The 13,280-nt window shown below is 38.4% G+C and carries 13 protein-coding genes; 8 read left to right on the top strand and 5 right to left on the bottom strand.

Translation table 11 applies throughout. The features are described from left to right. Nucleotides 1-99 precede the first annotated feature (99 nt). From KZC02_RS03145 to KZC02_RS03130, 4 genes are all read left to right on the top strand, one after another. On the top strand, nucleotides 100-672 hold the full coding sequence (locus KZC02_RS03145) for a DUF892 family protein (protein WP_221392777.1): 573 nt from the start codon (nucleotides 100-102) through the stop codon (nucleotides 670-672). A 584-nt stretch (nucleotides 673-1,256) separates the two neighbouring features. After that, a complete protein-coding gene (locus KZC02_RS03140) occupies nucleotides 1,257-1,808 on the top strand; it encodes a hypothetical protein (protein WP_221392776.1) in 552 nt (183 codons plus the stop codon). Then, nucleotides 1,799-1,990 (top strand): hypothetical protein, encoded by a 192-nt coding sequence (locus KZC02_RS03135; RefSeq protein WP_221392775.1) that lies wholly within the window; start codon nucleotides 1,799-1,801, stop codon nucleotides 1,988-1,990. The genes KZC02_RS03140 and KZC02_RS03135 overlap by 10 nt, the downstream gene beginning before the upstream one ends. 161 nt (nucleotides 1,991-2,151) lie before the next feature. After that, complete coding sequence (locus KZC02_RS03130) at nucleotides 2,152-3,873, top strand: PorT family protein (RefSeq protein WP_221392774.1); 1,722 nt, start codon at nucleotides 2,152-2,154, stop codon at nucleotides 3,871-3,873. Between the two features lie 49 nt (nucleotides 3,874-3,922). Here the strand turns inward: KZC02_RS03130 and KZC02_RS03125 are convergent, their stop codons facing one another. Beyond that, nucleotides 3,923-4,153 carry a hypothetical protein gene (locus KZC02_RS03125; RefSeq protein WP_221392773.1) on the bottom strand — a complete coding sequence of 77 codons (231 nt, stop codon included), beginning with the start codon at nucleotides 4,151-4,153 and terminating at the stop codon, nucleotides 3,923-3,925. Between the two features lie 276 nt (nucleotides 4,154-4,429). Continuing rightward, the gene (locus KZC02_RS03120) at nucleotides 4,430-4,813 is read right to left on the bottom strand and encodes a YtxH domain-containing protein (protein WP_221392772.1); all 384 of its coding nucleotides are present in this window, start codon (nucleotides 4,811-4,813) and stop codon (nucleotides 4,430-4,432) included. A 398-nt stretch (nucleotides 4,814-5,211) separates the two neighbouring features. On the opposite strand from KZC02_RS03120, the gene KZC02_RS03115 reads away from it, so the two are divergent. Then, complete coding sequence (locus KZC02_RS03115; RefSeq protein ID WP_221392771.1) at nucleotides 5,212-5,922, top strand: OmpA family protein; 711 nt, start codon at nucleotides 5,212-5,214, stop codon at nucleotides 5,920-5,922. Here KZC02_RS03115 and KZC02_RS03110 read toward each other — a convergent pair. Together KZC02_RS03110 and KZC02_RS03105 are read right to left on the bottom strand one after the other, a co-directional pair. Next, nucleotides 5,915-7,117, bottom strand: coding sequence for a heparin lyase I family protein (locus KZC02_RS03110; protein WP_221392770.1), 1,203 nt, complete (start codon nucleotides 7,115-7,117; stop codon nucleotides 5,915-5,917). The genes KZC02_RS03115 and KZC02_RS03110 overlap by 8 nt on opposite strands. Nucleotides 7,118-7,133: 16 nt before the next feature. After that, complete coding sequence (locus tag KZC02_RS03105) at nucleotides 7,134-8,228, bottom strand: hypothetical protein (protein WP_221392769.1); 1,095 nt, start codon at nucleotides 8,226-8,228, stop codon at nucleotides 7,134-7,136. A 711-nt stretch (nucleotides 8,229-8,939) separates the two neighbouring features. Between KZC02_RS03105 and KZC02_RS03100 the strand changes: the two genes are divergently transcribed. From KZC02_RS03100 to KZC02_RS03090, 3 genes are all read left to right on the top strand, one after another. Next, entirely contained in the window at nucleotides 8,940-9,227 is a 288-nt protein-coding gene (locus KZC02_RS03100) for an RNA polymerase sigma factor (protein ID WP_221392768.1), read from the top strand. A gap of 70 nt (nucleotides 9,228-9,297) precedes the next feature. Next, complete coding sequence (locus tag KZC02_RS03095) at nucleotides 9,298-9,603, top strand: hypothetical protein (protein ID WP_221392767.1); 306 nt, start codon at nucleotides 9,298-9,300, stop codon at nucleotides 9,601-9,603. A 1,009-nt stretch (nucleotides 9,604-10,612) separates the two neighbouring features. Next, nucleotides 10,613-12,325 (top strand): sensor histidine kinase KdpD, encoded by a 1,713-nt coding sequence (locus tag KZC02_RS03090; RefSeq protein ID WP_221392766.1) that lies wholly within the window; start codon nucleotides 10,613-10,615, stop codon nucleotides 12,323-12,325. A gap of 162 nt (nucleotides 12,326-12,487) precedes the next feature. On the opposite strand, the gene KZC02_RS03085 is transcribed toward KZC02_RS03090, so the two are convergent. Next, nucleotides 12,488-13,243 carry a hypothetical protein gene (locus KZC02_RS03085; protein ID WP_221392765.1) on the bottom strand — a complete coding sequence of 252 codons (756 nt, stop codon included), beginning with the start codon at nucleotides 13,241-13,243 and terminating at the stop codon, nucleotides 12,488-12,490. Between the last annotated feature and the right edge of the window lie 37 nt (nucleotides 13,244-13,280).

The raw sequence follows: 13,280 nt of genomic DNA, 5'->3' as shown, positions 1-13,280 counted from the left end.
ATCTATTTATTTTTCTTAAAACCAGTGTAAAATCTCATTGCTGGAATAATAATTGATATAATAATCCAAATAAATAATTGGATTATTTAGAAGTTAGCTATGGGAACGGATCAACAATCAAACAGTGCAGGAGGGCATCAATCGGATTCCGAATTCATTGATGAGCTTACCCAAATATTCCGGGCAGAACAAGCTTTGTTAAAAGCACTTCCCTTTTTTGCAAAAGGTGCTGTTTCAAAGGAACTTACCTCTACATTTGACTTATATGCAGCTCAGACAGGGGAACATATTTCTAAACTAAAGCAAATATTTAATCATCTTGGTAAAAGTCCAAAAAATGCATATCCGAATATTCAGCAGCATATTCTGCAGGCAGAAAAGGTTATTTCCAATAGTGAACTAACAGCTGCTGCCCGCGATTTGGAACTGATTTCGGCTGCCAAAAAAATTGTACAGTTTCAATCCGAAAACTACAGGGAGTTAGAAAGTAAAGCATTGTCATTGGGGCATGGAAATGTGGCGGATATTATTGAGTCAATTTTTAATCAGGAAAAAGAACGGGAAGCTATTTTTATAAAACTGGAAGTAGAACATGTATCTTCGAATAAAGGAAAGGATGAAAAAGTTCAGGAACGTTACCGTTTTACATTCAACAAATCAACAGGGCATTAGGTGTAATGTATTATAGTTATGTCTTCCTGACAATGTGGTAACATAAACTTAATGTGTTACCGGTTAGCAATACAGTATATGGCAGGATTGAGACATTTCCGGCTTTATTCTTTCTTGTGAATTTCAACATAATAAAAGATAAAGTTAAAATTTCGCTATAAGTCCCAACCCTGCCAAAAGTCTATTTTTCCAGAAAAAATAACCGTAGTTATTGCGTATACTCATAATCGTTTTTTTTATAATTTACGATTACAGCTTAACGGTAGAAAAAGTATGTGATTGAATCCTGCCTGAATCAGTTACAGGCTGTTTATGGCCTTACAGGAAAAGTATGCAGATTATTCCATGACAGTTAAGGAAGTGATGATGTGTTAGAACTGTTTGTAACTAGCTTATAAATATACTTTTACAAAAAAATGAAGCTGTTATTCACAGAATTTGACGGGAAAATATTTTCCGTTGTAGCCTTACTTTTTGTATTAAAATAAATTAATAAAAGAGGTAAAAAAAACGACAATAAAATGACTTTGGAACGGTTATTAGATACAATTAGTCAGTTTTTTAAAACAAACAACCTGATTATTATGATTTTTTACAGATACAAATACACCATCTATGCATCAACTTTTCTTCTGTTCATTGGCTTCGTAATCTGGTTAATTATCAAGCCATCAACCTTTGAAATCGCCAGTAAAAAACTTAATAAAGTAGAGTCATATGGGGAGATCAAATGGGTTTGGCAGCAGTTCCAGAACGATTTGGGCAGTAACGAAAACTGGAATGATTTAGTCGACAAAAAACTCCTGCAGATTTCATTAAATGACGACCAGAAACGGGATCTGGAAAAGTGGCATTCCAAAAGAAAAGAAAAAATCAGTCCGGCCGAAAAGGCAACTTCAAATAACAGGAACGACAAAGAGGAGGAACCTGCAAACCCCATGGGAGAAATTATTGCAGTAAAAGGAACAGGGGGTAATCAATCAGACAAAGATTTAGCCCGATTGTATAACAGGCTGGGAGACGAAAAGTGCGAGGCATTCAAAGCTGCGAATGCGCCTCATTTGTATCATATAGCAAATGAATATTACCAGTACGCAGCAACATTAACCAACACAAATCCGAAAGTATGCGAATAATTCTATATACGATCATTGCGTCTTCCATCTGGTGCTTTTCGGGCAGAGCACAAACACCCGTTGATAAATCAGGAGAATTGTGGGCAGTATGGGAAGAAGCTGAAAAAAGCTTGAAGCCGGCGAGTTTGACCAGGCTATTATACTTTACCAGGCTTATGAACCTGATTTTTCATTCAGGTTAAAACAAGTCAGAAAGTTAAAACAGCTGTATAGCGACGGTCAAAAGCTGCAAAAATCCGGCCGTTATGCCGAGGCAGTCAACGCCTATAAAAAGCACAGAAATCCCGATGGTGTAGGGAGCCTGAATGTGTTTGAAATACGGATCGAAGAATGTGTCAGAAAAATGACACGTCAGAACACTTCCAGCGTGAAGGATGTCGAAAAGAAGATTCTGGCGGCTGAGCTCGCATATAACGGACAGAAGAAACTTCGTGAACTGGATACGTTGGGTGCATTAAAAGATTACAGCCTTTCTAAAAAATATGGAGGGGATTTTTCGGGTACACTGAAAGAGCAATATGAAGAAGGGCTGAAAATTACCAAAGAACTGCGTGAATGGGGGCAACGATACAAGAGTTCCAAATCCGGCAGTTTGTCGCGTGAAGAAGAAAAGAATATTCTGGAAAGTTACCGGCGGATCAAAGGTGTGCCGGTTATCGGTTCTGTTGAATTAAAAGTAAAGCAAATAACAGCGGAATTGGAAGGAGAAAATTCCATGGTAAGTTTTGCGCGGAATTGTGACACTGATTTACTCCTGAATTATATTAACCAGAACAGGTACCAGTTTTCTTTTACGCAATCCATGATCAATACTTTGACCCAGTATAAAAGTATTCAGTCCAAGATCAGTACACTTAAGTCAGATGTGGAAAATGCGAGAACTGTCAGGAGTGCTTATTTCAGCATTGACAGTATGGTTAAATCAGTGGAAGAGCTGCCGCAGGATGTGAAATCCAGCCTGGAACTCTGCATAAAAAATGACCGTACCAAAACATTTGAAGGATATGCGGATCAGGCACGTAAGACAGGGAACATGAGTGCCGCCAGAAAGTTTGACTCCATTGCACAGGGGAAAGAAAATGCAAGGGATGAGGAAGTTTCGTCTGCCTGCGCCGGAATCCTGGTTTTTAACAAAGGTGTGATTGTTATACGCGAAAAACTGGAAGCCTGCAAGCCGGAAGATGCCCGGAAAGTATGGAACGAGATCGTATTTCAGCTCGCAGATTGTGAGGAAAAGGCCGTCATTTTACAGTCTTACCAAAGCCTGGCCGATTCCATTGCTGCTATGCAATCAGGCGAAAGTGTTTTTAATAATTATAAGGCAGATGCTCTAAAACTTTTGCAGAAAAGAAGATATAAGGATGCAAGGGAAAAATACGCGCAAATGGCTGATCTTGAAGTTTGCAATGCTGCTGAAAGAGACCTGGAAATTGAAAAGGGGCTGGGAGAAATTAAGTCCAAAGAAATTAAACCCATGTTTCGTGTAGGAATATCGGGTGGTGGTGGCACGAATTACCCCGTTTATAAAATCGCCAACAGCGATGTAAAAATGAGCTACGGACTGGTTACCTCGGGTGGGATAGATATCTCATTTATTGACCATCACAATCCGGTAGACCTGGTGGCAGGAGTGGAGTATCTGCATACGCAATACGAGGCCCTCAATAATGAAGGTTTTGCAAAGGAAGGCTATAAACTGGATGGCGTAAGTCTTTCACTGGTGATCAAGATACATCCTTCCAATACAAACCCGGATAAAATAAGGCCGTACATAAAGATTGGAAGAGAAGAAATTATTCCGGTAAGCTATCAGTATGATAATTATGCAACTTCGGTAACTAAACGGGATAAGGGGCCTCTCAATACACTTGTGTCCTCAATCCAGGGAGGATTTGGACTGGAAATGCAGAAAAAGGACTTTGGCTTTTTTGTTGAAGGGATTGTTAATTATGGCCTGAATGGCATCTATGACAACCGGCCTTCAAGTTTGGCCGCAAGCGGTAATCAGCAAATTGAAGCAAAATTCAGGAGAGTCGGGCTGAAAGTTGGACTTCGGTTCTGGTAATGTTTATAAATATTAAGATCCGGTACTTTTTGTAATGTACATAGCATTTTTATTCGGGCGCTTCATAAATTGAAACGGCATATAATATTTCTTTAAACCTGCCATTTTCAAAAACGTGCGTTTTGCCCTGCACCAGAAAAACAATCTGGGAGCTATTTTTATTTACCAGGATATGATCGCCGATTCCGGGCAGGCTCCACTTTGGAAACTCTGCCGTAAATATTCCCGCCGGAGCTGACCGATCTGCAATCGCCAGCTTTACAGTACACAATTCTTCCATTTTATTTCCGGTATAACGTTAATTATCGCTCAGTACAAGTTCAGAAAAACTAAACATAATCAGGGAATCCGTAACAAAAATATACCTGTTTATTCCGGGTCGCCTTCCTGGTTTACTGTTAATAAATAATTCGTTATGATTTATGGATGGTCTCACAACGCAATTTTAATAGTATCTGTTAAACACAACAGCCCGCTTTTTGAAGCGGGCTGTGAAAGGTATAATCAAATCCTGATTATGAGTTCCTGAAACGGAGTGAACCAAATGTGATCCGGCTTAATATCGTTTATCGAATTTGTCTATTTCTGAAATAGCATCGTCCGATAACTCATCTACTTCATCTTTCGTTTTTTCTCTAAAATACTCAACTTTATTCTCTGCCTTATCAGTCAGGTTTCCAATTTTTTCTTTTGCAGTATTTACCGCATCTTTGGTTGCTTCCTTAGTGCGGTCCCATTGATCCTTAAGGTTGTCTTTTTGCTGACCGGCCAGATCAACTATTTTTTCACGTGTTTCCTTGCCGGACATTGGTGCGAACAGAACAGCTGCCAAAGCACCAATTGCTGCACCTACAAGGATACCAATGGCGAAATCGCCTCCGTTGGATGATTCGTATTCTTCATCTGAATATCTGTCCTCATCTGAATATCTTGATTTCATAAATAATATTATTTAATGTGAATAGTTTGGTGCGGACTAAAAACGTGCCACTGCACATTATGCCGTCTTTGTGTTTAAAAACAAACCCTTAAGTCTGGTTAAAAGGGATTTTAGCTACGAATGGGTATAAGTTTTCTCAATAACGTATGTGCAGTTCTGGCCGGTTCAAGAGTTGTTATGGCGGATTTAATCTGTACTTATGAATGCTTTGAAGCTGGTTTTACGTATAAGCTAAACCTCTGATGGACTCCCTGTTTTGAGTTACGGTCCGTACCTGGCATGGAAATTTAACAAAGCAACTATTAATAATAATATAAATGAAATAGTATGTCAGGTATTGTAGCTATGGTGAGCCCCATAGCTATTATTTTAGACAATTGAATTAATTAAACTAAATTATGGCAAATCTTGACGTACAACCTAAAAAGAAATCATTTTGGTGGATCTGGCTTATCATTGCGCTGCTTGTGGCTGCAGCCGCAGTTTTTTTGCGCGGATGTGAAGAGGATCAGCCGACAACAGTAATTGAAAGTAGTGACAGCACATCAGGTAATGCGGCAATTACAATGCCTGAATGGGATAAAATAGACTTTAATTCTCCTGATGTTACATTCGATGAGGTTACTGACTCCTCTATCTCAGTTCAGGGTAATGACAATTATACTATTTATGGTTTGGGTGAAAATATACTTTTTGCCACTGGTAAAAGTAAAATTCAGGATTCGGCAGAAGTGCAGCTGAAACAAATTTCAGGTTCTATTAAAAAACGCTTTAATGGTATTCAGGTTGCAGTTTATGGAAATACTGATAATACCGGCAATACAAATAAGAACAAGAAATTGGCTGAGGATCGGGCAGAGGTTGTAAAAAACTGGCTGGTTAAAAATACAGATCTTACGGATCAGGAAATCACAATACGTTCAAAAGGGGAGTCTGATCCTAGTAGCTTCCAATGCAACGCAGGACGGAAGGAAAATGAACCGCAGGGTGGAAATCGTGGTGGTGAAACAGCGATAAGTAATAAGGATATTCTAATAATCAAAACCTGGTTAACACTCTGCTTCATGCAGGTAATTAACCAGGTTTTGTTTTACAAAAATATTACATAATCAAAAGCGGGTTTTGAATACGCGATTCAAGTGATGAGGTAGTTGAAAGTTCCATATTGGCGTATTCTACAATAAGGCTTTCTTCGGATTTGGTACGGTAAATACCAAATTTCCAGTATGGGCCCACAATATCATTGTTGCCAATTCCAACATCACTCAGATTTAGCATTTCTACACCATTTTCCCACCATTGCAATTGTCCTTCGTCGTGCGAAAAACGGATACGCATTACATTTCTGACCCATTGGCCACGAGGTAATTTGCCTTTATAACGGATAACACCGGTAGTATTATAAGTTGCAAACGGATCAGTATTGGCACAGGTTGTAATGGAGAGGTCATCTTCTCCAACAAAACGAAATGTCAATATGGGTACCGACGCTGCTTCACCAGGGTCCTCGGTAGCGTGGAACTGGCCAAAGTGGCAAAACTTGGATGTAACCGGACTGCCCGGTTCAACTCTCACAGCGTAAGACAGCCACACATCCTGATTGAAAGGCATTTTGTCAAGAGAATATAATTCAGACCTTTCTTTATCTTTTCCCAGATCGCTCAGCCACTGGTCGCCAGAGTTGAGCTGAAACTTATAAATCTGGCTTGTCTTATTCTTTGCTACGTTTACAGAATGGCTCCTGTTCGGACTTTGTATCCTGTATTTGTTTTTAAAAATATCCAGTTTCCTTGTACTGAAACCTGCGTTCACAAACTCAGGAGGAAACAATGTTTCTACAATTTCTTCTTTTTCATTTGCTGAAGTACCGGCTTCCCAAAAACTGCCGGTCTGTAATTCATACTCCGAGACTGGCACTACATACGCATCCGATACATTGCTGGCCCAGGTGCCTCCGTTGGTTCTCTGGATTAATATATCGTGTACCGAAGAAGATGGGGGTAGCAGCCAGCATGTTTCACTACTACGTTCCAAAGGCTCCGGGCCCGTAGGAATATAACTGGTGGAAATGCTGCCTTCTTCAAGCTGCGGCCCCCATATATAAATTCCACTGTAATTATTTCCCCAGTATTGCCTTTCATTTTCAGTTACTTCCACTCCGATACAAGTATCCATTTCTGTTTTTTCCGCCATGATCGTTCCTGAGCACCGAAACCATCCATTTCCAATTGGCAATATATCCGCTGATATGTAAGCAGGGTTTACACTTCTGCTCACTGTTCCGTCGGAAAGATCAAAATGCACTGTTGAACCTTCAAGATTAAAATACGCCCATTTCCGCTCTCCCGCCCTTACAAAAACACTGAACGTGTAAATTTGTCCGATGTTTACCAGAAGGTTTCACTGCCGGACGGATAAAATGTGCATTCGGGGAAAAATCCTCTACCAGTTTTATTGCTTTTGACTGATTGTCAGGAGAGATAAAACTATCCGTTCTTACTATCACATTACGGAAAAGCCAGATAGACGTATCGTCGAGTGCCAGGGATTGTTTTAACAGGTTGGTTGCTGCCGGTTCAATCATCAGGCCCCTGAGCTTCCGTGTTGACGGATCGTAATTGTAACGCTCGCCGGCATAAGGACGATCCGTTGTCGCAAAATATGTGCCCGGAGCAGTACCAGCCTCAAATTGTGCACCCCAGATATATAAGTCCCTGCCTGTTCCTGTATAATTGATAAGGCCAAAGTCATTAGCCATAAATAGCTGAAAACCGGACAATGTACCACTATCAGGATTACCTGTTACTGATACCCTCCACCAGCCATCCCCAGCATCTGTTATAGTATTGTTAATTACATTTTCGGTCCGGGATAGAATTGTACCATTAGATAAATCAACAAAAACATTCGGGTTTCCTCCTGAGTAACTCGAAGGATTCATGAAGCTTAGCCTGGCTTTTGAACAGGAACCAGCTTTCAGGTATACGCTGAAAGTATATTTAATCCCCATATTGACCGTCACACTGTGGCTCAGCCGGTGTTCTTCTCTTTCATTGGTTTCAGTCAGTACATTCACTGTTTTTGACCCATCCGGTGCACGAATGTTATTGACGGCATCTGCTGCGCTGCCTTCTTTTGTCCAGCCATCATTGATAATGTCTTCGCTAAATGTTAAGAGGTTTTGATGAGCATAACTTAAAATCCCACTTGAATTGAAATATGTTGCAGAGGAGGAACGACTAAAAATAATGCTTTCTGTTGCTGGTTCTTCACTAATAAAATTCCTTACTGGTTTCAGGTTTCTAAAAAACCTTGATTTTGCCTCAGCATTTTTTGGAACAATAAAAGGCGGAACACTGAAAAGCATAATTCCAGCCATGGAAAAATTTTTCAGGAAGTTTCGTCTCGTTGCCATATTACCAAACAGGTTTAAATTGTGATATTCCAATATTACTAAAATAGAATTTGTATATAATTAACCTAAAAATAGCTCATATAGTTATAAAAAGAAATTTTTTTATTTACACAATAATTAGAAATTGTACTAAAACCATATTATTTAATCTAAAATTTATTTGATTAGATAGAATCTTATTGTGTAACCTAAATGTTCAAAAACGTAGCAAATTTGTAAAATTAAGATATGGCAATGTAGTATGAATTGTATTGTTCGCTGCTTATAGTTTTAATATCTAGTCTTAAAATCATTTTGGAGTCGCAGATAATTAGTATTGGTATAAGTACGGAATTGAATGTAAACAGCAATTATTAATTCGTAAAATATATATATGTTAATATTTTTATGTATTATTTCATGAAAAATGTGTTAATTGCTGTTAGATAATAAAATACCAAGGATGGTTGCTTTTTATCAAATAAAAAAATCGTTAACAATCTAATTAAGTATAAATCATCATAATATACCCGTTTGTATCTGAAAGTTTTCTAAAATGGTTTTTAAAATAAATACAGGATTATATTATGGTAAAATCAATAGAAGCCTTTCATAAATATTTATTTTATAAAAAAAACAGTATAAAAATTTTGTTTTATAAAAATACTTGCTAACTTGAATTAGAATTAATTTGTAATATAAATTCTAGTCAAATGTTCGAAATTTAGGGCAATGTTAAAAAACAGAATATATAGTCAGGATGAGCTGGCAGTAGCCCTGAAATGCAATGACATTAATGCATTTGAATATTTCTATGATCGGTATGCTGCTGCTTTGTACGGTGTCATTTTGAGAATTGTACACGACGAGCAGGCGACAGATTTATTATTCCAGGAGTCCTTTCTCGAAGTTTATGAAAATATCAGGAATCATGATTCAGGCAAATGCACCATTTTTACCTGGGCCCTGTCCATTTTTAAAAGGAAAGCAATGGACTACCACCAGTTAGTACTTGCGTAAAAACAGGAATTTTTTAACCTCAGCGTTAGCACATATAAGAATACTTTTAAACTCTAAATAGCAAGGACAAATGTTACATGAAAAAATATTCATTCTGGAAACCAGACGTACTGTCAAGCTGATAGTCAGCAGAGAGCGTACGCAGGATCATTCCGATACAAAGACAAAAATAGAGGTACTGATCAGGGAGGCCAATGAGCAGGATTTTCGATTACCGATTGGCATCAGCCATCCGCAATACTGGAAGCTGAAAAGATTGGACTCTGAACAGGCGGCTATGCTTCAGCTTTCGTACAGCGGGATTACTGAAAGACAGATCCGCAGTGCAATAAAGGAAATGGACTCGCTGGCTGAACGTATTCCGGTAATGGCTTAATTACTGAGTGTTTGTGTAACGGTAATAAAAATGAGGCGGTCCATTAAAGACCGCCTCATTTTTATTCCTCAACAGACCTTATCACAAACTTTCTTGTAAGCCAGTCGTGACTTTGGCTTTCGACAATTTTGCAAAATTTGATAGTCAAAAGTCGAAGGCTGATAGTTTCTCAAAAATCGTGATAAGGCCTTAATGCTGTATAGTTTGTGCTATAGTAAATGTTTAATTAGTTACAACTATGTTCTGGCTGCCTGCATCTTTATTACCCACATGGAATTGGATGAACCATAATCAAGCCCGTTTTCGCATCTTTCAAAGCGTCCGTTCACAAGCTCAAAACCCATAATTGTGCCTCCGTTTTTTTGTATGGCATGGTTAGCCAGTACGAATAGCTCATTCCACAGGCGTGCTAATAAAGATTCTCTGGCTAATTGTTTGCTGTTGTCCAGCCCATTTATCTCAAAACTTTCTCCATATCTTAAAAGGAGGAATTGCTTAAAGCTTTCGTTATTCAGAGTAATAACTGAGTATTTTTTCTTCTTTGTCTGCCATGGTTTTTAATCGTTTGAATTTAACAAAGATATAATTCGGGCTACCCATGAATTAATTTGATACACAGGGCAATAAATATAATAAATTCTACTAATATTTAAAACATAATTCTATATAAATATTAAATCTATTTTCTTTTCTGGGAAAAATTACTAAGTTTTGCTACTATATCAAAATTAATTGTAAAATAATGTCAATCAATTTGTAGAATTAATTCATTTTTACTTACTTAGCGGTATTATTAATTTCTTGGTATACACCTATCAAAGAATCAGGATGCAAACACACATTTATAACTTCCAGAACAGTCAATTTAACCACCTTAATAATTGCTTTGTTATATTCTATCTGTAACGGGCAAGAGTCAGAACTCAATCGTCTTCAAGATCAGATCGTCCGTATAAAAGATAGCACCCAATACGTTGATGTTTTAAACCGAATTGGATTTTTATCATATATGAACAGCGCCGATAGCTGCCTCAACTACGGCATACGCGCCAAACACATGTCCGACCGGCTCTCGTATTCCAAAGGCAAGGCCGATGCGCTTGTGAATATTGCAACTGCCATGTATCTGAAAGGCTTTCCCAGTCAGTCACTTGCGTTATTTACAAAAGCATTATTCCAGTATCAGGCAGGTAAATATGATAAAGAAGTTATTCTGATGACGATGAATTCCGCTGTCTTATATCATGATCTGGGTGATAGCTTAAATGCTGCTAAATTCTCACGTTTGGCTTTGGAGCAGACTGAAAAATTCGCTGGTGATTCGGCTATGAGTATGCTCTATGCAAAATATGCCATGCTAAAACCATATTTGTTAGCAGATTCTTCAGACTATTATCTTGATAAAGGCTACGAAATTGCAGTCGATTATAAAGATAACCGGGCGATACTTTTCATTCAGAACCTGCGGATTGAAAAACTGTTAAAGGCCGGACAGCTAAAAAGTGTGCTGCCCATCATACTTGGTTCTTTGGAAATGGCACGGTCATACCAAATGCCTTACTATGAAATACTTGCCCTGGATAGTTATGCGCGGTATTTTCTATTGTCTGATAAACTGGATAATGCTATCAAATGTTACGAAAAAGGTTTTCAGCTTACGGTGAATAATGGATTTAGTACTATGAAGTCTAAAATGCTGAAAGCATTACTAAAAGCATATAACAAAAAAGATGACCAGCGCAATATTGCACGTATAAACGGAATTTTGATTGCCGGCCTGGAACGGGAAAATAAGAGTAACAAAAATTTTGTTGGCGATTATATCGAATTTAACAATATTCAGCAAAAAAGATTTGAGTTTGAGGTACAGCAACAGAGTGACCAGAGAATGATTTATCTGTTAATTGGATTTTCAGTTATTGCAGTAATTACCATTATATACATTCTTTTTCTTAATAAAAATCTGGTTGTCAGCAGTATGAGGTACAAGGTTGCTAACCAGAAAGTGATTGATCAGAATTTGCTTTTGAAGGAATCCGATCATTTTAAGGCAAGCCTTATTTCTATGCTTGCGCACGATTTCCGCTCGCCGCTTACAACCACACTGGGCATGATCAATGTTTTGAAAGATAATGATTTTGAAAAAGGCTCCCTGGATAACTTCTACAATTCTTTACAGGAAGAAGTCCGGAATACATTGCTGACATTTGATAATATACTGGATTGGGTTAAAAAACAGTATGCAGGTTATGAATATAAAGAGGAGGAGCTGCTGATCCATGACCTGATGCAACAGGCCGCTTCCATGCACAACCCGACAATAACAGCCAAAGGAATATCACTGATCAACCAGGTTCCTGAACATGCTATTATCAATACGGATAAAGAAATCATTCAGTTTATCAACCGAAACCTTATTCATAATGCTGTAAAGTTTTCACCTCAGAAAGGTAATATTTTTATCAGCACCAGTTGTACCGACAATGAGATTATAATTGCCGTGAAAGATGAAGGCTGTGGTATGAGTTCAGAACAGCACGGGCAGCTGTTTAAAATGAGTTCCGGTGTATTAAATGGCAGTTCATCTCAAAAAGGAGCAGGAGTAGCCCTTTCGATTTGTAAAGAATTTATTGACAGGTTAAATGGAAGAATCTGGTCTGAAAGTACGCTGGAAAAAGGGACAACCCTGTATTATGCTTTACCAAGGGGAATGGCGATGTGATATATTGAATTCTTCCATGGTCAATTTATCCAAATTAATCGGGCCCGCCATTGCAGGTTTAGCCATCGAAAGTCATTGCTGTTTTCTTATACAGGGCAGCGCGTTACAAACGCGAAGCCAAAACCACCCCGATTGCAAATCGGGGTGAGCTGAAAGTTTAAGTTATTTCAACCCTTTCTCTATATAATCCGAAGTCTCCTGTCCTTTGGCTTTTGCCAGTTTGTCCAGTCCTTTTTTGAAACCGGGATCTGTGTACATGCGATATTGAACAGGAACTTCATTCCTGGATTTAAGCAGCATATCAACACCTTGTTTAACAGTATCGGGGTTTTGAAGATGGATGAAGTAGTCTGCAAAGTTTTCCGATTTCATCATTTTCCTCCATGATGGCATTTTTTCGTATAAATCTGTTACGATACCCAGGTCATCATCATTTCCTTTTTTTGACATTTCTTCCAATACTATTGTAGCCAACCGCTCTTTGGCATCACCAGCATATTTTTTTGCCAGCGTGTAACCTTGCTCGGGTACAAGCGTAATTAATCCTTCCAATGCTGCTGCCGATACAGAATAGCTGCTGTCACTTACATTATTTTCATATAATGCCTTATACACCGGATTCTTAGTTTCGTTTAAAAACGTGATAGCAGCGGCTTTTGCATATTTATTCTTTTCATTCAATGCTATTTTATATATCATTGAAATGACAGCGGTATCCTTTGCGAATTTCGATTTTTCCAGGTTTTCAATTGCCTTTTCACGCAGTTTAGGATATTTGTCGGTCAGTCCGGTGGCCAGTTCTTTCATTTCATTCTTGGAAAAATAATTCAGTGCCTCTAACCGGTCTACAAATAAGGGCGCATGTTTGATCTGGTGAATGTAATTTTCAGGTGTTTTGTTATCCGTTTTGGTGCACAACAGAACCTTATCCGCATCAAAATTGATAAGGTCCGGA

It is taken from the genome of Dyadobacter sp. NIV53 (assembly GCF_019711195.1).
GTDB lineage: Bacteria > Bacteroidota > Bacteroidia > Cytophagales > Spirosomataceae > Dyadobacter.
The sequence above is the reverse complement of the archived record's forward strand: the minus strand, read 5'-3'. Positions and strand labels throughout refer to the sequence as shown.